The organism is Paenibacillus phyllosphaerae, assembly GCF_014192105.1.
Taxonomy (GTDB): domain Bacteria; phylum Bacillota; class Bacilli; order Paenibacillales; family Paenibacillaceae; genus Paenibacillus_Z; species Paenibacillus_Z phyllosphaerae.
Genome location: NZ_JACHXK010000008.1, coordinates 240,208 through 262,510 on the forward strand (window position 1 = coordinate 240,208; position 22,303 = coordinate 262,510).

The 22,303-nt window shown below is 52.8% G+C and carries 16 protein-coding genes and 1 pseudogene; 11 read left to right on the top strand and 6 right to left on the bottom strand.

Translation table 11 applies throughout. The features are described 5' to 3' along the window. Positions 1-29: 29 nt before the first annotated feature. The 3 genes from FHS18_RS18670 to FHS18_RS18680 all read right to left on the bottom strand — a co-directional run bounded on the left by FHS18_RS18670 (position 30) and on the right by FHS18_RS18680 (position 1,684). On the bottom strand, positions 30-161 hold the full coding sequence (locus FHS18_RS18670) for a YjcZ family sporulation protein (RefSeq protein ID WP_183601610.1): 132 nt from the start codon (positions 159-161) through the stop codon (positions 30-32). 187 nt (positions 162-348) lie between these two features. Then, a complete protein-coding gene (locus tag FHS18_RS18675) occupies positions 349-564 on the bottom strand; it encodes an alpha/beta-type small acid-soluble spore protein (protein WP_183601611.1) in 216 nt (71 codons plus the stop codon). Between the two features lie 88 nt (positions 565-652). Further along, complete coding sequence (locus FHS18_RS18680; protein WP_183601612.1) at positions 653-1,684, bottom strand: PocR ligand-binding domain-containing protein; 1,032 nt, start codon at positions 1,682-1,684, stop codon at positions 653-655. 183 nt (positions 1,685-1,867) lie between these two features. Between FHS18_RS18680 and FHS18_RS18685 the strand changes: the two genes are divergently transcribed. The 11 genes and pseudogenes from FHS18_RS18685 (at position 1,868) to FHS18_RS34450 (ending at position 15,858) form a co-directional block, all read left to right on the top strand. Continuing rightward, positions 1,868-3,004, top strand: a complete 1,137-nt coding sequence (locus FHS18_RS18685) for a glycerol dehydrogenase (RefSeq protein WP_183601613.1) — start codon at positions 1,868-1,870, stop codon at positions 3,002-3,004. After that, positions 3,004-4,764 (top strand): dihydroxyacetone kinase subunit DhaK, encoded by a 1,761-nt coding sequence (gene dhaK / locus FHS18_RS18690; protein WP_183601614.1) that lies wholly within the window; start codon positions 3,004-3,006, stop codon positions 4,762-4,764. Before FHS18_RS18685 ends, dhaK begins: the two co-directional genes overlap by 1 nt. A 161-nt stretch (positions 4,765-4,925) precedes the next feature. Beyond that, positions 4,926-6,611, top strand: a complete 1,686-nt coding sequence (locus FHS18_RS18695; protein WP_183601615.1) for a histidine kinase — start codon at positions 4,926-4,928, stop codon at positions 6,609-6,611. A gap of 3 nt (positions 6,612-6,614) precedes the next feature. Next, positions 6,615-7,394: a response regulator transcription factor gene (locus FHS18_RS18700; protein ID WP_183601616.1), complete on the top strand. Its 780-nt coding sequence runs from the start codon at positions 6,615-6,617 to the stop codon at positions 7,392-7,394. Between the two features lie 96 nt (positions 7,395-7,490). Further along, a complete protein-coding gene (locus FHS18_RS18705) occupies positions 7,491-9,173 on the top strand; it encodes a type 2 periplasmic-binding domain-containing protein (protein WP_183601617.1) in 1,683 nt (560 codons plus the stop codon). A gap of 66 nt (positions 9,174-9,239) precedes the next feature. Then, a complete protein-coding gene (locus FHS18_RS18710) occupies positions 9,240-10,136 on the top strand; it encodes an ABC transporter permease (RefSeq protein WP_183601618.1) in 897 nt (298 codons plus the stop codon). Between the two features lie 12 nt (positions 10,137-10,148). Next, a complete protein-coding gene (locus FHS18_RS18715) occupies positions 10,149-11,030 on the top strand; it encodes a carbohydrate ABC transporter permease (RefSeq protein WP_183601619.1) in 882 nt (293 codons plus the stop codon). A 40-nt stretch (positions 11,031-11,070) separates the two neighbouring features. Then, positions 11,071-12,753: an alpha-L-rhamnosidase-related protein gene (locus FHS18_RS18720; RefSeq protein WP_183601620.1), complete on the top strand. Its 1,683-nt coding sequence runs from the start codon at positions 11,071-11,073 to the stop codon at positions 12,751-12,753. 7 nt (positions 12,754-12,760) lie between these two features. Further along, positions 12,761-13,843 carry an alpha/beta fold hydrolase gene (locus FHS18_RS18725; RefSeq protein WP_183601621.1) on the top strand — a complete coding sequence of 361 codons (1,083 nt, stop codon included), beginning with the start codon at positions 12,761-12,763 and terminating at the stop codon, positions 13,841-13,843. A 123-nt stretch (positions 13,844-13,966) separates the two neighbouring features. Next, complete coding sequence (locus FHS18_RS18730) at positions 13,967-14,560, top strand: CBO0543 family protein (protein WP_183601622.1); 594 nt, start codon at positions 13,967-13,969, stop codon at positions 14,558-14,560. Positions 14,561-15,339: 779 nt separating this feature from the next. Then, positions 15,340-15,858, top strand: a pseudogene (locus FHS18_RS34450) (transposase). Positions 15,859-15,974: 116 nt separating this feature from the next. On the opposite strand, the gene FHS18_RS18740 reads toward FHS18_RS34450, so the two are convergent. From FHS18_RS18740 to FHS18_RS18750, 3 genes are all read right to left on the bottom strand, one after another. Next, complete coding sequence (locus FHS18_RS18740; RefSeq protein ID WP_183601623.1) at positions 15,975-20,306, bottom strand: DUF7507 domain-containing protein; 4,332 nt, start codon at positions 20,304-20,306, stop codon at positions 15,975-15,977. 5 nt (positions 20,307-20,311) lie between these two features. After that, the gene (locus FHS18_RS18745; protein ID WP_183601624.1) at positions 20,312-21,682 is read right to left on the bottom strand and encodes a DUF11 domain-containing protein; all 1,371 of its coding nucleotides are present in this window, start codon (positions 21,680-21,682) and stop codon (positions 20,312-20,314) included. Positions 21,683-21,774: 92 nt separating this feature from the next. Continuing rightward, the gene (locus FHS18_RS18750; RefSeq protein WP_183601625.1) at positions 21,775-22,230 is read right to left on the bottom strand and encodes a Ger(x)C family spore germination C-terminal domain-containing protein; all 456 of its coding nucleotides are present in this window, start codon (positions 22,228-22,230) and stop codon (positions 21,775-21,777) included. Positions 22,231-22,303: the final 73 nt, after the last annotated feature.

A 22,303-nucleotide genomic window follows, 5' to 3' on the forward strand; every position in this document is an offset into this window, starting at 1 on the left:
GGAGTCTTTTGAATCGGCGTTACTCTATTTTAGCAAAACCAAGAACGGGTAACGATAACCAGCAGGATGAAAAGAACGAGGACCAAAGCGGCGCCGCCGCCGTATCCGTAACCGCCGATACCTTTGCCACAGCCATCATAACCGCCTACATATCCACTCATTTGAGTTCCTCCCTCATTCTTAGGATAGTCTTAATATATGATGCAGGCATTTTACGGGTATGGACAGATGCACGAGGACGAATGCCTGTTTTCTACATGCATCGCGTTTACAAAAATGAGCGCCCCTTATTAAGGAGCGCTCATTGGGCTTGCTATCGTAAAGGGTACCAATCGGGTACGCTTCGTCCTAGAAACGGCCAGCCAGTTGCTGTTCAGCAATCTGGACCAGCTTGCGCGTAATGTAACCGCCGAGGGATCCGGCATCGCGCGTCGCCATATTGCCATAGTAGCCATCTGCAGGAATTTGAATACCAAGCTCACGTGCAACTTCGTACTTCATTTGGTCCAATGCTGCGGTCGCTTGCGGCACTACGAGGCTGTTGCTGCTTCTGTTGTTAGCCATTCTATCCAACTCCTTATGTGAGATTAATGGTAATATGCCAACCTTATCGCGTTCATATACCGCGCATTATTCATGTAGATTTTTCCAGTTAGTCCTTATAATATCTCCGATAGACGGCAGGGGTTGTCCCTTCGTATTTTTTGAACGTCTTGATGAAGTAGCCGGGCTCGTTAAATCCGAGTTCGGTGCTGATCTCCGATACCGGAATCTGGGTCTCTTCGAGCAGCTGCTTGGCCCATTTGATCTTCAATCGGGCGATATAATTCGAGAAGTTCTCGCCTGTTTCCTTAGCGAACAATTTGCTGAAATAACTTGGGCTGATATGGCAAAGATCGGCCAATGTCTGGAGCGATATCGCCTCGTTCTTATGCGTGAAGATATAGTCGAAGGCGGGTTTCAGCACCGGATTCCTGCAGGACACTTCCTCTTCTCGCGTCGCGTTCACATAAGCATGAGCCAAGACATTGCTCATTTCTTTCTTCAAATTCTCGATATTCTTCAACGAATAGCCTGGAACGATATCGGATAATCTCGGAACGTCGTGCGCGGCTGAAGCCTTATCGAACATCTCGACGACCAGGTTCTTGTTCATGGCTTCCTCGACGATGTAATTGCATAGCAGCGACAGCATATTGGAGACGGTCTGAATTTCTTTTAACGTCATCGTCGGCAAGTCGGCGTAATGGTCCTTCAGTTCTTCCCATTTGGCGCTGTACAGTTTTTGATTCTTCGACGAAAGAATCTGTTCCAGCTCGGAGGCGCTAGCCGGATCGGACAGGCGTACTTGCCCGGCCATGACGGCACCGATATATTTGTCGTCGATGATAATAGGAACGGCAATGTCCACAATATTATAGTGACAAAGGTAGATATATGGCGCATTGGAGCGTGCCGCTTCCAGACCGCCGCGCGAATCGCATTTTTGACAGAACGGCAGCAACTCGCTGTCTTGACGCACCTTGTGGCAGAAGGACTGGCAGCCGCTGTGGCTGGTTACGGGGATTCCTTTGTAATCGACGGTGAGGATGGCGAGTTTGGTGGCTGCGGCAAGCGAATCCTGGAGCTTCTCCCACTTCTCCATATCGAATACTTTATGAATGCTGAAATGTTCACGTATCATATATGTTCATTCCTTCAAGAATAATTCAATCTATGAGTGCAAAATAGTACGATTGGCAGCATACTGTGCAAAAAAGTATGATTCTAAATTATAATATATTGCTCGATTCCTCCGATGTAAAGCTTTGCTTGTTGGGCTATAGTAAGGGGGACTATAAAATCACCCTTAATGGAGGCTTCAATTATGAGAAAAGCATTTATCAGCCCCAGTAAATATGTGCAAGGCGAGAACGAATTGTTGAATCTAGGCTATTTCGTACGAACGTTCGGAACTTCGGCGCTCTTGATCGCGCATCGCGATGACGTAGCCCGGGTAAAGGATATGCTCGACGCAACTTCCGAAACATTCGGCATTACGCTAGTTGAAAGCGATTTTAAGGGCGAGTGTTCGAGACAGGAAGTCGCTAGATTGCAAAGTATCGCAAGCGAGAACAACTGCGATTGCATCATCGGCCTAGGCGGCGGCAAAGCGATCGATGCGGCCAAGTGCGTCGCGCAAGGCGAAGCGCTAATTATCTGCCCGACCATTGCCGCTACGGATGCCCCGACAAGCCATTCGGCCGTGCTCTACACGCCTGAAGGCGCATTCGATGACTACGCTTATTTCAAGCAAAGTCCTAGCGTCGTGCTCGTGGATACGACCGTAATTGCCAAAGCTCCTGCGCGCTTCCTTGTCGCGGGGATGGGGGATGCGTTATCCACGTATTTCGAGGCTCGCGCGACTGCTCGTTCGTTCTCCAAAGTCAATGCGGGATTGCCAAGCGGAGTAAGAGAAGGCAAGTGCCCGCCGGCAGTAGGAACGAATGCAGCTATGGCGCTCGCTACGCTGTGCTATGAAACTTTGCTTAAAGAGGGCGCAAAGGCGAAGGCCGCTTGCGAGGAAAACCAGGTTACCCAAGCGCTGGAAAACATCGTGGAAACGAACATTCTCTTATCGGGCCTTGGCTTCGAGAGCGGAGGCTTGGCGGCTGCGCATGCGATCCATGACGGACTTACGATCCTCGAAGGAACGCACCATTATTACCACGGGGAAAAGGTTGCGTTCGGCACGATCGCGCAGCTGGTGCTGGAGAATGCGCCAACGGAAGAACTGAATCAAGTGCTCGACTTCTGTCTATCCGTCGGACTGCCTGTCTGCTTGTCGGATATCGGCGTCGATCAGATCAGCGCGGAAGAGTTGAGGGAAGTCGCCGTTAAAGCGTGTATCCCGGAAGAATCCATCCACGCCATGCCTTTCCCGATTACGGTCGATCAGGTGGCCGCGGCGATCGCGACCGCCGACCGCATCGGCAGAGATTATAAAGCGGGGGCGAAATCGTAATGAAGAAGCTCATCAACCGTCCGGAAAGCCTAGTGATGGAGATGTGCAGCGGCATCGCGCTCGCGCATCCTGAACTGGAGTTTCTGCCGAAGTATAAAGTGATCAAGAGGAAACAGCTAAATCCGGAGAAAGTTACGCTGATCAGCGGCGGCGGAAGCGGGCATGAGCCCGCTCACGCCGGCTTCGTCGGCAAAGGAATGCTGGATGCGGCCGTGTGCGGCGACGTATTCGCGTCTCCGTCCCAGATTCAAGTGTACCAGGCGATCCGCGAGACGACAGGAAGCAAGGGCGCGCTGCTCATCATTAAAAATTACAGCGGGGACATCATGAATTTCCGGAACGCCGCTCATCTGGCTTCGGAAGACGGACTGCTGATCGACTATGTGAAGGTAGACGACGACATCGCGGTCGAAGATAGCTTATACACAGTCGGACGTCGCGGCGTAGCGGGCACCGTACTCGTGCACAAAATCGCGGGAGCGGCAGCGGAAGAAGGGCGCAGTCTCGCCGAGGTCAAGGCAGCGGCGGAGAAAGCCGCGGCGAATGTACGCAGCATCGGGGTCGCCTTGACATCCTGTACGGTTCCGGCGAAAGGCACGCCGACATTCGAACTCGGCGAAGACGAGATCGAGTACGGCGTCGGCATTCACGGTGAACCCGGCATCCGGCGCGAGAAAATGACGGATGCGAACACGCTCGCCGCCAGAATGGTGAACGACCTTCTACGCGATTTGAAGCTTAGCGAGACGAACCCGGGCGAGATCGCGTTATTGATCAACGGTTTCGGCGGAACGCCGTTACAAGAATTGTATCTCTTCCACCATGCGGCGGCACGGGAACTGGCTGCGAGAAACATCAAGGTAAACCGCGTGTTCGTCGGGAATTACATGACCAGCATCGATATGGCAGGCCTCTCCATATCGATGATGAAGCTGGACGATGAACTGCGCACGCTGCTCTCCCGCGAGAGCGACACGCCGGCGTTCAAGGTGTCCGGTCCTGCTGACCATGTTCCTTTCCAGGACCTCCCAAGCGCGGGAAGCGAGGAACAGCACGTAACGTTCGAGGTCGAGACGGACCGTTCCCATGCCGTGATTCAAGGGAACAAGTTTACGCTGCAGAACATGGTTTACGTGATCGACAAAATGGGCGAGATCATCATCCGTAACGAAGTACCGTTCTGCGAATTGGATGCCCATGCGGGAGACGGCGACTTCGGCATGAGCGTCGCCAAAGGATTCCGCCAGCTGAAGAGAGAGTGGAGAGAGCTATCGACGCAGCACACTTCTTCGATCGGCGAGTTCCTGCGTGCCTGCTCCCTCATCATTATGGAGCATTGCGGCGGCGCATCGGGTCCGATCTGGGGCTCGGCATTCCGTGCGGCTGGGCGTGCCGCAGGAGATCGTACCGAGTTAACGGTAGCCGAATTCGCGGAGATGATGCAGGCTGCCGTTCAAGGCATTCAAGCGACCGGCGAGCGTTCGTTCGGCAGAGGAGCCGTCGTCGGCGACAAGACGCTTATCGATGCCTTGGTTCCATGCGCGGATCGTTGGTCTGCGTGCGCGGAGGAGAATGCCGACATGAAGACGGCTTTCCGCATGGGAGCGCAAGCCGCCGTTGACGGGGCAAAATCGACGGAGCAGATCGTTGCGCGGATGGGGCGCGCCGGCACAGTAGGCGAGCGGAGCCTGGGCTACCCGGATGCCGGCGCTTATGCGCTCGGCGTCATCTTCACCGAGCTAGCTGAAAGTCTGCAATAAGAATAGCGTTGGAATAGGTCAACCGGAGCAATCTGGTTGGCCTATTTGTGATGGAAAAATCAATATTATCCTATCGTAAAGCACGATATTGTGATTGTCTTCCAGCAGAGGTGAATATACGATCTAGCTATGCGCTGACTGAGGGAACGGGAGGTCCGGATATGCTTAAATTGATTAGGCACCGCGTCTTTGTCAAATTGCTAGCCGGTTTTTTGATCATTGGGATTCCTGTTGAGACGATCGGACTTGCGGTTACCTGGTACGGAGCCAAGATCGTGCTAGAGAAAACAAACCAGTCGATGGAGGAGAAGATGTTCTTTTTCGCTAGCTTTCTGGAAGAGGAGCTATCGAATGTCAATCAGATGATGGTCTCGCTTAGCATGGATACCGATCTAGCCGAATACGCGTTGCAACGCAACAGCGAATTCTCCTATCCGAACGTAATCACCTTCGATTTACTGATGAGCAAGTTGAAAATTCTCCAGTTCTCAAGCGATTATATTACCGATGTCTTCATGATCCTTCCCGAACCAGGGGAAGTGGCGAGCGTCATTGATGGCTTTAATCACATACAGGAGAAGGAGCGCGCATACCTCGGAGAATTGCAAAAAAGCACGACGAATCGTTTTTTGTACGGAGACAAGCTGGTCTATTTCAGCGCGGGCCATGATTTTGTTCTTGGCGTCGAAATATCCCAGTCCCAAATCGTCGAATCGCTTAGAATCCATCAAGGAAATCCCGAATATCACGTCTACGTCAAGGACAGGCTGCAGAATACGCTGTTATCCCCCCAAAGTTTGTCGGTAGAAGAGAAAGGGACGGTTGCGCGAATCGAAAGCGGCGCCGATCATGCAAGTGATCTGGTCGTGCAAGAGACCCAATCCAAGGATCAACTGTTCACGATCGGATTCTACGCTTCCAAAGCGCAGGTGTTAGGCGCCTTCTACTCCCTTCAACAATGGTTCTGGGCGCTAAGCTGCTTGATCGTTGTCATCATTATCGCATTCTCCTTGTTCATCAACCACCAGATCCAGACGCCGCTCGCGCTTCTTGTCCGCTCCATGAAGGAGGTTGAACGAGGCAACTATGGCGGAAGATTGGCGCTTCGGAAGAACGATGAATTCGGCTACGTGTACAAACAGTTCAACCGCATGTCAGACCAGCTGCAGAACCTTATCCAAGAGGTACTCGAGAAAAAAATCCAATATCAGCGCGCGCAGCTCCGAAACTTGCAGTCGCAGATCAATCCGCATTTCCTATACAACTGTTTCTATAACGGATATCGAATGGCGAAATCCGGCCAGGTCGAGAACGTGGCCAAACTCTTCAAGTTTCTGGGGGATTATTTCCGTTTTGTCACGTATTCGAGCGACAAGGACGTTACGCTGGCGGAGGAAGTCAAATACACCTTGAACTATCTGGAAATTCAGAAGATTCGGTATCCGAGCCGGCTCAGCTTCAGCATCGACTGTCCTATGGATGTAAGCGACTATCAAGTCCCTGGGCTTATCTTACAACCGCTGGTCGAGAATGCGCTCATTCATGGGCTCGAGCAGCAAGAAGGGCAGACGCACATTCATATTCGAATGATGGACGATGATGATCAGCTGCGCGTCGAGGTCTCGGACAACGGACCCGGTATCAAGGAAGGGGACCTGGATCATATCCGCAAGCTGTTAGAAGAAACGGAGAACGAGACGGAGCACTTCGGGCTATGGAATATTAAGTGGCGTCTTCAATACCGATTCGGGGAGGAAGCCAGCCTATCGATCGGTCCGCGTCTGGATGGGACGGGGACGCTGGTATCGTTCCGGTTCCCCAAGTCTTTAAGCAAGAGAGGAGAATAACGAATGTACCATCTACTGATCGTTGACGACGAAGAAAATATTGCAGACGGCCTAGCCGACTTGTTCCGCGACAGTCAACTCCCGCTTGTCAGCGTCAACACGGCATACTCGGCCAGCCAGGCACTGGAGCGATGCCGAACAGAGCCCGTGGACATCGTCCTTTCCGATATCCGGATGCCCGGAATGAGCGGATTGGACTTGCAAGATCGCATTCGAGAGCATTGGCAGCACGTCATCTTCATTTTTCTGACCGGATATGCCGATTTCGAATACGCCAAGCGTGCACTGCTAGGGCGAGCGTTCGATTACTTGCTTAAGCCGGCAGAGGACGAGGAACTGATCGAGGCCGTGAAGCGTTCCATCGAGATTCACGAGGCGGAGATGAATCCGGATCGAATCGCCGGGAATAGAAGTTCAGTCCCTGCGGAGGAGGCACTGCCGAAGCGTGTGACCGATGAAGGCTTCCTGCGCAACGTCCAGACGTTCATCGCGAATAATTTGAACAAGGATCTCTCCTTGGAAGCACTGGCCGGGAAGTTCTACGTTAATCCATCGTACTTATCCCGTATCTTCCATCAGCAGTCGGGGGAACAGCTGAGCCATTATATCGAGCGGACGAAGATGGCCGCGGCCAAGAACATGCTCGAAGATCACATGCTCAAAGTGTATGAAGTCGCGGAGCTTGCCGGTTATCGCAATCCCAACTATTTTGCCAAAGTATTCCGCAAGACGTATGGCATGTCACCGCATGAATATCGGATCCAAATCGGCTTGGAACAATGACGTAAATATATTTCCACAAAGTAAAGAGTTTTTTCTACTCGCGTATGCAAGCGCTTTCTATAATGAAGAAGTAACAGAGACGAAGGAGGGGTAACATTGAAAAAGTGGCTTGCAATGGCAATGAGCGTCAACCTTCTCGCGGTGGTGATCTCGGGATGTTCTGACCCCACTGCTACGCCTAGCGAGGATAACGAGAAGCAGGAGCAAGCGGCAACAACGGCGCCGGCGCCTGAGACTTCGGAAGAAGCAAATCCATTCAAGAAGTTCAATCCTCCCATCGAGATGTCGACGCTGTACGCCATCGATGAGGCGAATACGTTCCCGGCTGGCGATAATGCGGAGAACAATCCGATGCATCAATTGTTCCTGGACGAAATGGGCATCGACGTCAAGGCAAAAATCGTCACGACGCCGAGCTCGAAGGAAGATAAACTTCAGCTTGCCATCACGAGCCATGACATCCCTGATTTCGCGATCGTGAATCAATCGAAGCTGAATCAGCTGATTCGCGGCGATATGGTAGAGGATTTGACGGAGGTATACGAGAAGTACGCTTCCGACAATTTGAGAGAAGTGCTCGAACAGAATGATAAGAAGCTGTTCGCACCGGCGATGCGCGATGGCAAAATCTATGCGTTACCTGCTCCTACAACGATTTATGACTATATGCCGGTTCTCTATATTCGCAAAGACTGGCGGGAGAAGCTGGGCCTGCCCGAACCGACGACGATGGATCAAGTGCTGGACATGGCGGAGAAATTCACGACCGGCGATCCGGACGGCAACGGCGCGCAAGATACGCTCGGCCTGTACATGAATAAAGATCTGAATAGCTTGAACTACATTTTCAATGCCTACGGCGTATATCCCGATACCTCCATCAGCCTGTCCAACATGTGGCTCAAGGATCAGGACGGCAATTATTACAACGGTTCGACGGATCCGAAGGCCAAGCCGATCCTGGAACGGTTGAACCGACTATATGATATGGGCGCGATCGATAAAGAGTTCGCGATTAAGGATGCGGGCAAAGCGAATGAATTCATCGCTTCGAATAAAATCGGCATCTACTTCGGGCTCTTCTTCTCTCCGCTCTCTCCGCTCGTCGATTCGGTCAAGAACAATCCGAACGCCGAATGGGAAGCGCTCTCCGTTCCCGCGGCTGAAGGTCAAGGCTCCTTTATCCCAGGCGCGCCTTATAACGCATACGGCTGGGTTTACGTGAAAAAAGGATTCGAGCATCCTGAAGCGTTGGTGACCATGATGAACTACATCTCCGACGGTTACGGCGCGCCATGGCTCGTAAAGGATGGTCCGACCTCTTTCCAGCAGGGATATGAAAAGGTTGCCAGCGACCCGAAATACGCGAACAAAGGATTAAATAACTGGATGCCGCTGCAGATCGCCGGCAATATCAACTGGGGACCTATATTTAAGGAAGCCTACGAGAAAGGGGACAAGGAAGGGCCAGCGGCCAAACGGGCGGACTACAAACGGATGTTCCAGGAAGGCATTGACGGCTGGGGTTGGAAGAAAACCTATCTGGAAGCGTATCTGAAGACGGAGTATGAGAGCGTGCGTTATCCGGATTATAGCGGGCCGCCGACGGAAACATTGTCGAAGACGGAATCCATTCTTAACAAGGAGAAGACAGAAGCCTATATCGCATTCATCATGGGCGCGCGTCCATTAGAGGAATTCGGCGATTTTGTCGAGACGTTCAACAAACTCGGCGGAAGTAAGATCGCAAGCGAAATGATAGCATTCGAGCAAGAGTAACCTCTACCAGGGGGCAAACGGCATCGTATGCCCCTTTTTCTTTCTTATGAAAGCAGGTGAGCGGGAATGAGAGGCGCAAAGTTAGGGCGATCGTGGCAATTGCATGTCATGATGATGCCCGGTATCTTGCTGGTCCTCGTGTTCATGTACGGGCCCATGCCGGGTATCGTATTGGCATTCAAGGATTTCATACCGACCAAGGGAATCTTCGGATCGGATTGGGTCGGTTTAGAGACATTTGCGTACATGATGGACCTGCCGGATTCGATGCAGGTGTTCTGGAATACGCTGAAGATTGCTTTTCTCAAAATCGTATTCAACTTCCCGATTCCGATCATCGTCGCCATCTTGATCAACGAGGTTCGTAAGGCGGTCTTCAAACGAACCGTGCAGACGATGATCTACTTGCCGCACTTTCTGTCTTGGGTTATCCTATCCGGCATATTCATCGATCTGTTCTCGCAGACAGGCATCGTCAACAAGGCCTTAGGTCTATTCGGCATTTCCCCAATCTTCTTCATGGGTGAGCCGGGGCATTTCATTAAATTGCTGATCGCGACCGACGTTTGGAAGAACTTCGGTTACTCGACGATCATCTATTTGGCCGCCATTACGGGGATCGACGATTCCTTGTACGAATCGGCGAGAATCGATGGGGCTAATCGCTTCAAGCAGATTTGGCATATTACGCTTCCAGGTCTCAGTCCGATCATCTTGCTCGTACTTACGCTCAGCCTGGGCGGTATCTTGGATGCCGGATTCGATCAGGTGTTCAATATGTATAATCCGCTCGTGTGGTCCAGCTCCGACATTATCGATACTTACGTCTACAGACTGGCGATCGTAGAAGCCAACTATAGCTTGGGCACGGCAATCGGTTTGTTAAAGTCAGTCGTTGGGTTTGTCTTAATCGTGACCAGCTATCTGATCGCCAAAAAATATTCCGACTACACGATCTTCTAGGAGGTGACGCGAATGCCAACGTCAACGCGCTCCGCGGGCACCTTGATCTTCACGGTTGCCAATTATTGTTTTCTCGGGATCGCCGCAGCGTTATGCTTGTTTCCTGTCCTGCATATCGTCGCCGTTTCGCTCAGCAGCGCAGGACCAGCCGCCGCTAACGAAGTCGTGCTATGGCCGATCGAATTTACGATGTCTTCCTATTCCGTGCTCGTCTCCAAAGCTTCGTTCCTGACTTCATTCGGCATATCCGTCGAAAGAACGGTGCTGGGCGTTGCCCTAAACACGACGTTGACGCTCCTGATGGGGTATCCGCTCTCTAAGACTTCCAAAGAACTGCCCGGGCGCAACGTCTATATGTGGATGCTTGTATTCGTCATGTTGTTCAATGCCGGCTTAGTGCCGAATTACTTGCTGATCAAAACGCTGGGACTGATCGATTCGATCTGGGCTTTGGTGCTGCCTTCCGCCGTACCGATCTTCAATATCATCCTCGTCATGAACTTCATGAAGATGCTGCCTCGGGAAATCGAAGAAGCCGCCTACGTCGACGGGGCATCGTATTGGGTGAGCTGGTGGAAGCTGATCCTGCCATTATCTAAGCCCGTCATCGCGACGATCGTGCTGTTCAGCTTCGTCATGCACTGGAATTCGTGGTATGACGGCTTGATCTATATGAACGACAACAAGAATTATCCCTTGCAGACCTTCCTGTATACCGTCATTCAAGAGCAAGACATCACATCCATAGAGCAAGCCAATGAGGCAACATCCGTTAACGGCGTAACGTTGAAAGCAGCGCAAATCTTCATTGCGATGGTTCCGATCCTCTTCCTGTACCCGTTCCTGCAAAAGTACTTCACGAAGGGGATCGTCATCGGGGCAGTCAAAGGATAATGATACGACGAAGCGAAAAAACGAGGGAAGAAGGGATTACGTGAAGAGTCCATTGGATACGATTCGAGGGGAGCAGGATCCAAGAACGAGGCGCTATGTCGACCCGGTGCGAATTGTCTGGCAATCGGAAGAAGCGGGCGCGATCGAGAACGAACAAGTGCTGCTTACGGGATTGGATGGTCAATCTTCGCTGTCGGCAGTCAACCCTTTCGTGATGCGCAATCAAGGTTCGCCGGCGGGGATCTTGCTGGATTTTGGCATCGAGCTACATGGCGGCGTGCAAATTAGCGTATGGCAAGGCAACCATCCGGAGCGGGTCGCCAAACTCCGGGTTCGGTTCGGCGAGTCGGTCATGGAAGCGATGAGCGATATTGGTGGAGATCGCAACGCAACGAATGCGCACGCCATGCGGGACCAGATCATCGAGGTCAGTTATTTGGGGGCGACCGAGATCGGGAATAGCGGCTTCCGTTTCGTTCGAATCGATCTCATGGACCAACAACGGTACTTGGAGCTTCGCAGCGTCCGGGCCGTCTTTCTCTACCGGGATATCGAATATCAAGGAAGCTTTCATTGCGACGACCAACTATTGAACGATATTTGGCTGACCGGCGCGTACACGGTTCATCTGAATATGCAGGATTACCTATGGGATGGAATCAAGCGGGATCGGCTAGTCTGGACGGGAGACATGCATCCGGAGACATCGGTTATTCAGACCGTATTCGGCAATCATGACATCGTTCCGAGGAGTCTGGATTTCAAGCGTGACCGCTATCCACTGCCGCAATGGATGACCATGCCGACCTACTCGATCTGGTGGATCATCATCCATCATGACTGGTATATGCAAAACGGCGACTTGGCTTACCTGGAGGAGCAGCGCGGCTATCTGACCGCATTGCTGCGACAACTGACGCAAGTGATCCAAGAAGACGATACAATCGACATTCCCTTCCCATTCCTCGATTGGCCGTCCTCTTCGAACCCCGAAGGGGTGAAAGCGGGCGTACATGCGTTGTTTATTTGGGCATTCCGTATCGGCGGCAAGCTCTGCCGCTGGCTGAATGAAGAAGATGCGGCACAGCTGTGCGATGAATATGAAGCCAGACTCAGTGCCGTCGTTCCTTCGCATAACGGCAGTAAGCAAGCCGCTTCGTTACTTGCCCTGACGGGACTCGTTGATCCTGCCGAAACGAACGCCTCGGTCATCGCGCCGAACTCCCCCAAAGGTTATTCGACCTTCTATGGCTACTATATTCTGAAGGCGAGGGGGGCCGCCGGCGATGTTGCCGGGGCGATTCAGAGCATAAGGGAGTATTGGGGCGGCATGCTGTCCCTCGGAGCCACGACGTTCTGGGAGGATTTCGATATCGATTGGCTCGAGAATGCCGGCCGTATCGACGAAATCACGCCCGATGGGAAAATCGATGTTCACGGCACATACGGAGGGTACTGCTACGAAGGCTACCGGCACAGCTTTTGCCATGGATGGGCTTCCGGTCCAACGGCTTGGCTGACCGAGTATGTGCTCGGCGTGCGCGTGGAGGAGCCGGGGTGCAAAGTTCTTCGTATCGAGCCGAATCTTGGCGATCTTAGCTGGGCTGAGGGAACCTATCCAACGCCACATGGCCTTGTGGAGATCAGGCACGAAAAGCGGCGCGACGGCTCGGTCCATACCGTCATCAAAGCCCCTGAAGGCGTTCAAATTAGGAGAGGATGAGGCGCAAATGGCGATCGCATATCCGATTAAGACCTATTATACGGTTACGGACAGGATGTCCGACTTGTTCCGCAAGGAGGGGAGGCAGCTCGCTTGGAAAGGCGGAACGTCGAACGAGTTCACGCACTGGCGTACCGACGTTCGCAGCCGTCTGCGCGAGCTGCTCGCTCTCGATCGAATGGAGAGTTGTCCCTTAGAACCGCAACGGCTGGAACGGGATCAAATGGAGGGGTATAGACGAGAAAAGTGGCTGATTCAGACCGAGCCGGGCGTCTATATGCCATTCTATATCCTCATACCGGATGGCATTGCGGACGGGGAGAGAAGGCCTGCTTTTGTAAATCCTCACGGTCACTTGGCAGGCAAATATTACACGGCCGGTGTCAGCGAGATTCCCGTCATAAAGGAATGGCTGGAGAAAGCCAAAGGAGAGCCGCTTGCGATTGAGCTCGTTAGAGCCGGGTATATCGTCTTCTGCCCCGATGCCCGGGGAGCCGGTGAGCGTCGGGAATGGATGAAGCAGTCCGATCAGATGGAGGACTTCCTCGGCAATACGTGTACGCCTATCAACCACATGGCGTTCAGCATGGGCTATACGCTGGCTGGGATGATGACTTGGGATCTGCGGCGCTTGCTCGATTATATCGCAACGCGAGACGACTGCGATCCTGCTCGCATCGGCTGCGGCGGTATGTCCGGCGGAGGGATGCAGACCTTATGGCTCGCGGCATTGGATGATCGAGTGAGTTGCGCGATTATTAGCGGGTATTTCTATGGCTTTCATGATTCCCACCTCATGATGCCTCACAATTGCGGTTGTAATTTCGTGCCGAATCTGTGGAAGTATGTCGATATGGGAGACATCGGCGCCCTGATTGCACCACGGCCGCTGCTAATCGAAACCGGATGCCGCGATCATTTGAACGGACGGAGAGGAATGGCCAACGTCTTACCGCAAGTCGAACTTGTAAGGGACGTCTATAAGATCTACAACGCTGAGGAACAGCTGGAACACGATGTATTTGACGGCGAGCATGAATGGAACGGGAGGATGGCACAACCTTTTTTGAACCGTTGGTTGCCGATATAGCTGCCAGCTCGAAGTGAATCCCATTGGTGCGATGGATGAAGCAAATGGATATTCGACTTTGAATAAAATGGGTTTATGAGCACATGCTACCTGTAATGCATACACAAGGGTGGCTGCCTTTCTATGAAATATCCGATCTATGAATATATCATAATGGCTGTACCGATCTTGCTCGGAATCATCGGCGGCTATTTCGTCTGCCGGCACGATTGGAAAAGATACGGGAGCGTCTATCTTATCAGCGGGGTCATCGGGAATGCCTTGTGCTGGGCCTTTGCGTATATGAAATTATATGCGTTCCCCGACAGGCCGTTTCATGGACAGGTTATTATTCCGCTGATGGTCATGTTTACATGGGTGCCATACACGGTCGTGGCAGGGATCCGGTATAGTCCGGTCAAATGGGGCTGGAAAATCCCTTTTTACTGGGCGATGGTGCATATTGCCGTCGTTTCGGAAATCGCATTGCTGGAGAACACCCGGATTTTCCGTTTGACGTTCGGCTGGGACTTATGGGATTCGTATACGTGGTGGTGGCTGTTTTACGTTTTCTTCGAATGGATTGGGGGCAGGATCGTTCGCTCCTCCGATCGTAAGCCTATCCGGGGCATTCAGTTTCGGTATGGAAGATGGGGCTGGCTTGTTTTTCATTTTATCGTGATATCCACGGTCTTCGTGTATGGGATGTATGTGGGGAAGACGGTGTGGGGAAAATGAGCAGCTTCATAAAAGACGAGGCTGTCCCATAAGTCATCAAAGATGACGGTTGGGACGGCCCGGTTCTTTTTAAATCAGGATAGGTTACCAAATTCACTTTGCAGTCAAATGTTCTTCCGCTCGCTGTTGTTCGGGGATTCTTTGAATGAATAGGCTAAAGTGGGAATCCCCTCACAAAGGCGACCGCTAGCGCTTCTCCAGAATCATTTGACCTGCTCCGTTTTGGGTTAACCTTCAAATTTTAAAAGCAAAAGAATATACCATAGACCAGCAGTCCTTCCAATGGACCTACAGGAAGATATTCCACGAGACCATCTTGTTTGCGTTATCAACGATGCTATAAATCGTTTAAGCATGAATCTTTTCACTAAGGCCCTCCCAAGTGGCGGCCAGGACAGCTAATATCCCAAAATGGTGATGAAAGTCATCATCTACGCCCTTGATGACGCGCCTTCAAAAATACGAAGAACAGCAGCAAATTCTCGGAACACGATAACAGTTACTGCAAGACGGATCACGACGCGACTTTCATGCGCATGAAAGAAGACCACATGTGAAATGGCCAGCTGAAGCCGGGATATAACGTGCAGATCGGAACGGAAAATCAAACACATCATCGGATAAAGTCTTCATCAACGTCCAACAGACAGGCGTTGCTTGAAACCGCATTTGGAAAAGTGGATGCTGCACTTGGTCAATTTCCAGGAACCATCATCGCCGATACGGAGTATGGCAGGGAAAAAAACTACGCTTATCTGAATGAAGAAGCATGTAACGCGGTGGTTAAATACAGCACTTATCACAAAGAGAACAGCAAATCCTGGCAAACAGATATCAGCAAATTAGACAATTGGACATACGATGAAAAAAACGATGCCTGGATCTGTGTAGAAGGCCAAAAACTTACCTTTCGTTATGAAAGAAAAACGATGACAGAAAGCGGTTTCGAGATCCAAACTCGTCATTATCGGAGCTCAACATGCGACAGCTGTCCACTGAAGCCAAAATGTACAAAGGCAAAGGGAGATCGTGAAATACAAGTCAGCATGAACTACATAGGTATGAAACGGCAAGCCCGAGAACAACTAAAAAGCGAAGATGGTTATGCCCTATAGGTTCGGCGCATGCATGAACCTGAGAGTGTATTTGGGAAAATCAAAAACAACCGAGGATTTCGAAGATTCCTGCTTGGGGGCTTGCCAGAAGTGTGCCTTGAGGTCGGGTGGCTTTCGGTTGCCCACAATCTGCTGAAGAAAGCAGCAACAGATAAAATAGCAAAAGTGACCGTGCAGGTTTAGGACCCGCTTGGTCACTTTTTTGTTCAAATCGAGCTATTTAAGGGTTCACAAGTGTGAAATTGAACTTATGGGACAGCCTCGTTTAGTATGTCTACTAATAATGAATCATGGCCTGATTAGATCGTGACAACTTGCACCTGGAAAGTAATGACTGAAGAGGCTCCGGCCGCAATCGTGCCTATTGGGATACCGCTGGCTGGTTGAATCGTCAGATAAGCCAATCCATCAATCGTTACGCTGCCCTCCACAAACGTGCCGCCAGGCGGATCGGGATCGACGAGAACGACGTGGTCGACCGGGCTGATTCCGTTATTGGTAACGACGATAGTATAGGTGAGGATATCCCCGACCACCGCGTCAATCGCCGTCGTGCTCTTCACGGCCGATACATCCGGCGAGGAGACCGGAATAATGAGCGTATTCGACTGCGCGGAACCGCCCAGCTCTCGCCCGTCCGGCGACGTGAAGAGGAAGCTGGCCAATGCTTGATTGGCAAGCTGTTGCGATGCCGGCAGCGTATCGATCCTAACTTCCAGCGTAACCGTTACGCTGACCGTATCGCCGGGGGCAATCGTGCCGAGCGGGATGCCCTCGGATGGATTGGCGCCTGGCTGCGGCACTCCGTTAATGATGACGCTGTTCGGTACAAAGACAGCGCCCGGCGGGATCGCGTCCGTCAAGGACACGGCAGCAGGCCAGTTGCCGTCGTTGGTCACATAGATCGAATAGGTGATCGTATCGCCCACCGTAGCTTGGGATAAGTTCGCTTCTTTCGCAAGGGCAATGATCGGCTGATAGACGGGTACCGTGACGACGTTGGACAGTGCCGTGCCTGAGAAGGTGCCCGAGGTGAAACTGGCCGCGGCACGGTTACTCAACTGCGCGGACGCCGGCAGACTAACGACCGTCAATTGAAATTGAACGGTGACCAAGTTACCCGGATCAATCGTACCGAGCGCGATGCCGTTAGCCGGCACTGCGTTAAGGCGAGGTACGCCGTCAACCGTGACGCTTCCGCTCACGAAGGCGGCGCCGGCCGGCACCAGATCGGTCACAACGAGGTTGGTAATGTTGGCGACGCCGGTATTGGTCACCGTCACGGTGTACGGGACGATATCTCCGACAACGGCATTGCTCCGAGGCGTTGATTTCACGACGGAGACGTTGGGCGCGGACACGGGGATGGTCAAGATGTTCGATTCGACCGTTCCACTAAGCGTCCGATTGCCGGGCAGCGTAAAAGCAAAGCTGGAAGAGGCTTGGTTCGACAGTTGCTGGGATGCAGGCAACGACTGAACGGTGACGGTGAAGCTAATGCTAGCTGTCGCGATTACGATGCCCAGCGGTACGCCAATCGATGGATCGGCGCCCGGCACGGGCTGACCGTTGACGATGACGCTGTTCGGCACCAAAGAAGTTCCTTCCGGAATCGGATCGGTGAGCGATACGGCCGCTCCGAAGTTGCCTGCATTGGTTAGCGTTATCGTATAGGTGAGATTGCTGCCCACGGAAGCGTTCGACGTGCTGCCGGTCTTGACTGCGGACAGAATCGGCTGATAAACCCGCGTAATGACCGTATTCGAGAACGCAGTTCCCGAGAACGACCCTGACGTAAAGGTAACGGAGGACTGATTGCTTATTTCGGCCGGATTCGGAAGCGCCGTGATCTGAACTTGGAAAGTAACTGAAACCGCGGAACCTGGCGCGATCGATCCAAGCGGAATGCCCATCGCCGGATTGTCGGCTGGACGCGAGATGCCATCAATAGTGACCGTTCCCGTACCGAATGACGTCCCGGTCGGAATCAGGTCCAATAGAAGAACATTGCTGACGGCGGCGATGCCGTTGTTGGTCACGACGGTTGTATAGGTAATCGTCTCTCCAATTGCTGCCGCGCTTAATGAAGCGCTCTTGACAGCCGATACGTTCGGAGCCGACACCGGGAAACTGACGATATTGGAAGCCTCCGATTGCGTGAAAGTACGTCCGTCCGGCAGCGTATAGGAATAGCTAGCAACCGCTTGGTTGCTAAGCTGCTGCGGATTGGGAAGCGAATCGATGATAACGGAGAACTGAATCGTCGTTGTCACGCCCGGCTCAAGCAGACCGGCATTGATGCTGCTGAGCGGGTCGGTTCCGGCACTGGGGCTGCCGTTCACGAGGACGCTATTGGGAACGAAAGACACGCCGGCGGGGAATGAATCCGTGACCGTGAGTAAAGAGGCGTAATTGCCGCTGTTCGTTACAGTGACGGTATACGTGACCGTATCGCCGACCGTAGCATTGTTCTCACTCGCGCTTTTGACAGCAGTCAGAACCGGCTGAAATACGGGCGTTGAGACTTGATTCGATAATGCCGTGCCCGAGAAAGCGCCTGACGTAAAAGTTACCGACGCGATAATGCCGAGCGTAGCGGTTGGCGTCACGGCAACAACCCGATTGCTGAACGAAACCGTTGCCGAGGCGCCTGGCGGAATGGAACCGATCGCGATTCCCGTAGCCGGATCCTCGCCGACTGCAGCTATTCCATTAATCGTTACCGTACCGCCGATGAAGACGGAGCCGTTCGGCGCGGCAGACGTAAAGACGACATCGTTTACCGTCTCGATGCCGTTATTGGTAATGACGGAAGAATACGTAACGGTATCTCCGATCGTAAGCGCTGTCGATGCGGTGCTTAAGGTGACGCCGACATCCGGTGCCGAGACCGGAATGCTTACCGTGTTGGATAAGGCCGTCCCGTCCAAGCTTCGTCCGTCCGGCAGCGAATACGCAAACGCGGCTGTTGCTGTATTGACCAACAATTGCGGGACTGGCAGCGACGTTACGACTACGGAAAAATTTACGGTTGCCGTTGCCCCAGGGTTCAGACTTCCGATGGCGATCCCCGTGATAGGGGACGCACTCGGTACAGGGAAGCCGTTCACGATCACGCTGTTGGCCATGAAATCAGCGCCAGAAGGTAGCGGATCGGTCAGCGTTACATCGGCAGCGACATTCCCGCTATTCGAGATGACGAGCGTATACGCGACCGTATTGCCTACGCTCGTATGGCTCGTCGAGGCGCTTTTGAGAAGGGAGATTTGAGGCTGTGTGACTGGCGTGACCGTCGTATTGGAAGCGGTCGTCGCGGAGAAGCTGCCCGACGTAAAACTTACCGTCGATTGGTTCGTAATGCTATCAGGTACTGCCATCGTAACGATCACCTCGAATGATACGGACACCGTGACGCCTGCGGCGACGGTTCCGAGCGTTATTCCGGTAGCGGGAGATGCGGTAGGACGGTCAAGGCCGTCGATCATGACGCTGCCGGGCATGAAAGCAAGGTTGGAAGATAGCGGATCATAGAGCATGACATTGTAGATGCTGGAAATCCCGTTATTGGTTATCTGAGATGTGAACACGAGGACATCGCCGGCTACGGCCAACGATTGGCTGACTGATTTGCGCAAGGCGACATCAGGCAAGGTAACAACTATGGTCTCGGTGTTGGACACAGCCGTTCCGCTTACGCTTGCTCCGTCCGGCATGTTATAGACGTAGGCGATATCGGCTTGATTGACGAGCGTGCGTGTGTCAGGAACCGATACTACGTCCACCATAAAGCTGACCAAGGTGCTTCCGCCGGCCGGAATCGTCACTGGAATACCCGAGATGGGGTCGATTCCGGGAACCGGCTCATTATTAATGAGCACGCTGTTCGCAACGAAGACAATCCCTTCCGAGAGCTGGTCGGTGAGCGTGGCAGTGGCCGGCGTATTGCCGGAATTGCCGATAAGAAAAGAGTAGGGGAACATATCGCCTACCGTTGCTTGCGATACACTGGCTTGATTCGAAATCCGGATGTCCGCGGCGATGAGCGGCGTGACGACCGTGTTGGAATAGCTTGTCCCGGCATTGGTTCCATTGTTGAACGTAAAGCTTGCAGTATTGACGAGGGAACCGACGGGCGGCAGAGATACGATTCGCGCTTGATACGTAACGGTGACGGACGTATTCCGGATTAACGTTGGTATCGTGATGCCCATTACGGGATTCGCGCTCAGGTTCGATGTGCCACTGACGGTGACGGTGCCGCCCACGAATTCAGTCCCGGGCGACATCAAGTCAAACAGCAGGCCATTCGTTACAGCGGGATTGCCGTTATTGGTCACGTGCACCGTATAAGTCAACACATCGCCGATGGTGACGAAAGCATCGCTTGCCGATTTCAAGAGCGCAACGTGGGATGGCGCAACCGCGGTCGTGACCGAATTGGAATTTCCCGTTCCGCTTAGCGTGCGCCCGCTCGGCAGCGTATAGGAGCAGCTGAAAGCAGCCTGACTGATCAAGGTGCCGGAAGTTGGGAAACTTTGCACCCGGACCTGGTACGTTATGACGAGGCTCCCGCCTTGAACTAAGGCGCCTGCAGCGATGCCTGTCACCGGATTGACGCCAGGCTTCGTCACGCCGTTCACGGTGAGGAATTGGCAACAGGCGCCGCGCCTTGTGGTATATTGTCCGTCAGCGTTACCGTTGCGGGAAGGTTGCCGGAATTGCTTACCAGCAGCGTGTACAGCAAGGTATCGCCTAAGACAACGCTTTTGCTGCCGGCCGATTTGATAACCGATATGACAGGCTGATAGACCGGCGTGACGACCGAGTTCGAAGATAGTGCCCCCTTGGAAGACCCAACCGTATAAGCGATCGAAGCCTGGTTGACAAGCGAGCCCGATATCGGGACGTTCATGACCTTGGCTTGCAGCGTAACCGTCGCTATAGCGCCGCTATTGAGCGTGCCAACAGGTATGCCGGATTCCGGATTAGCAGATGCGAGCGCCGCCCCGTTGACCGCTGCGCTTCCAGGTAAGAATTGAGTGCCCGCCGGCAGAATATCGGTCAGCATAATGTCCGTCAGCGGCTCGGCTCGACTGTTCGTAATGACCGTGGTATACGTCATCGTCTCGCTTACGGCAACATCGGCGACGCTCGCGCTTGCGACCGCGGATACGCTCAGCAGAGACACGGGCAGCGTCAGTACATTCGAAGTCACCGTCCCGGAGATCGTCCTGTCCCCGGATACCGAGAACGTATAGTCAGCGACGACTTGATTGACGAGTTGCGGAGGCGAAGGAAGCGAATTCACAAGCACGCTGAATGTCGCCGTTGCCGTCGTATTCGGAGCGACGGTACCGAGCGGCACGCCAGCCTCGGGATTGGCATCCGGAATAACGACATCATTGACCCGGAACGAACCTGCCACGTAAGAACCGCCATCCGGAATGGCGTCGAGCAGCACGACGTCAGCGGCGACGTTGCCCGAATTGGCGATGAGCGCGCTATAGGTAAGCGTGCTGCCCATAACAGCCGTCGAGCGATCTGCTCGGTACGAAAGGGATAGAATTGGCGCATATACCGTCGTCGTTACGGTATTGGACGGAACGACGGCTGCAATCGGATTGCCGTTGCCCGGGCTAAGGTACGTAAATGCGGCGTGTGCTATATTGGACAGCATGTAATTCGCGGGTATGGATGTAACGACGGCCTGAAATGTAACAATAACCGTGCTGTTCGCGTTCACGGAGCCAAGCGGCACGCCCCACGTAATATCGCCGGAAGGCCTTGATAGACCGTTAATCGTTACGCTGTCGTCAACATAGGCAAGTCCCTCCGGGAGGGAATCGGTTAGCACGACATTACCCGCATTATTCATGCCGGTGTTGTTGGCGACGGACACCGTATAGGTGATCGAGTCGCCAAGAACCGCAATGGCCTTATTCGAGTTCTTGGTTACGATAATGGCTGGATCATCCTGACTAGTAATCGATATACGCAGCACCTCCATTTAGGCAGGAAGAACCCTTTGTTGATACTAGATTACTATGATCCGTTAGCGAGATTTAGAATCTGCTTGGAAGACTCCGACAATTCATCGTCTTACTCAATAGCCCCGATATCCGCAAGCGTAGCTTTTACGTTGATATGGATGTCCGCCTGGCTGAACGACTGGCCCCATTGATCTTGTACTTTCAGGAATGCCGCATATTGATGCGCACGTGCGTAATCGCCGAAACCGACGGGATCCAATTGGTTTTTCTGAAATTTGGCAACCAGCGCAGTCAGCTGCCGCCTGATTTCATTGCTGCAGGCGGTCTCCAATTCTTCCTTCGCCGCAACGACATCGAGCGGGAATAAAATTTCGGTCAGGTTAAGGCCCATCCGGACGGAGATGTCAAATCGGAAATGCTGATCGGCGCGTGACACATCGATCTTGGTTTTGACTTTCTCGGCGCTGAAACTGATCGTGTTCGAAGCGCCGGCTCCTTCAAGAACGTCCTTCGGCATCGGGATCGTGAAGTTGGTTTTGATGGTTTTTTTTCTACGACTGACCAATTAGCTAACAAGGTTTTCCAGCAGTCTCTGTCGAAGTTATCACTAAGAACTTTGACGGAGGTTGTTTTCTTCA

Coding starts and splice junctions, on each gene's coding strand:
- FHS18_RS18685 (WP_183601613.1), top strand. CDS start 1,868: ATGAGAAAAGCATTTATCAGCCCCAGTAAATATGTGCAAGGCGAGAAC.
- FHS18_RS18680 (WP_183601612.1), bottom strand. CDS start 1,684: ATGATACGTGAACATTTCAGCATTCATAAAGTATTCGATATGGAGAAG.
- FHS18_RS18710 (WP_183601618.1), top strand. CDS start 9,240: ATGAGAGGCGCAAAGTTAGGGCGATCGTGGCAATTGCATGTCATGATG.
- FHS18_RS18730 (WP_183601622.1), top strand. CDS start 13,967: ATGAAATATCCGATCTATGAATATATCATAATGGCTGTACCGATCTTG.
- FHS18_RS18675 (WP_183601611.1), bottom strand. CDS start 564: ATGGCTAACAACAGAAGCAGCAACAGCCTCGTAGTGCCGCAAGCGACC.
- FHS18_RS18725 (WP_183601621.1), top strand. CDS start 12,761: ATGGCGATCGCATATCCGATTAAGACCTATTATACGGTTACGGACAGG.
- dhaK (WP_183601614.1), top strand. CDS start 3,004: ATGAAGAAGCTCATCAACCGTCCGGAAAGCCTAGTGATGGAGATGTGC.
- FHS18_RS18670 (WP_183601610.1), bottom strand. CDS start 161: ATGAGTGGATATGTAGGCGGTTATGATGGCTGTGGCAAAGGTATCGGC.
- FHS18_RS18715 (WP_183601619.1), top strand. CDS start 10,149: ATGCCAACGTCAACGCGCTCCGCGGGCACCTTGATCTTCACGGTTGCC.
- FHS18_RS18695 (WP_183601615.1), top strand. CDS start 4,926: ATGCTTAAATTGATTAGGCACCGCGTCTTTGTCAAATTGCTAGCCGGT.
- FHS18_RS18700 (WP_183601616.1), top strand. CDS start 6,615: ATGTACCATCTACTGATCGTTGACGACGAAGAAAATATTGCAGACGGC.
- FHS18_RS18745 (WP_183601624.1), bottom strand. CDS start 21,682: ATGGAGGTGCTGCGTATATCGATTACTAGTCAGGATGATCCAGCCATT.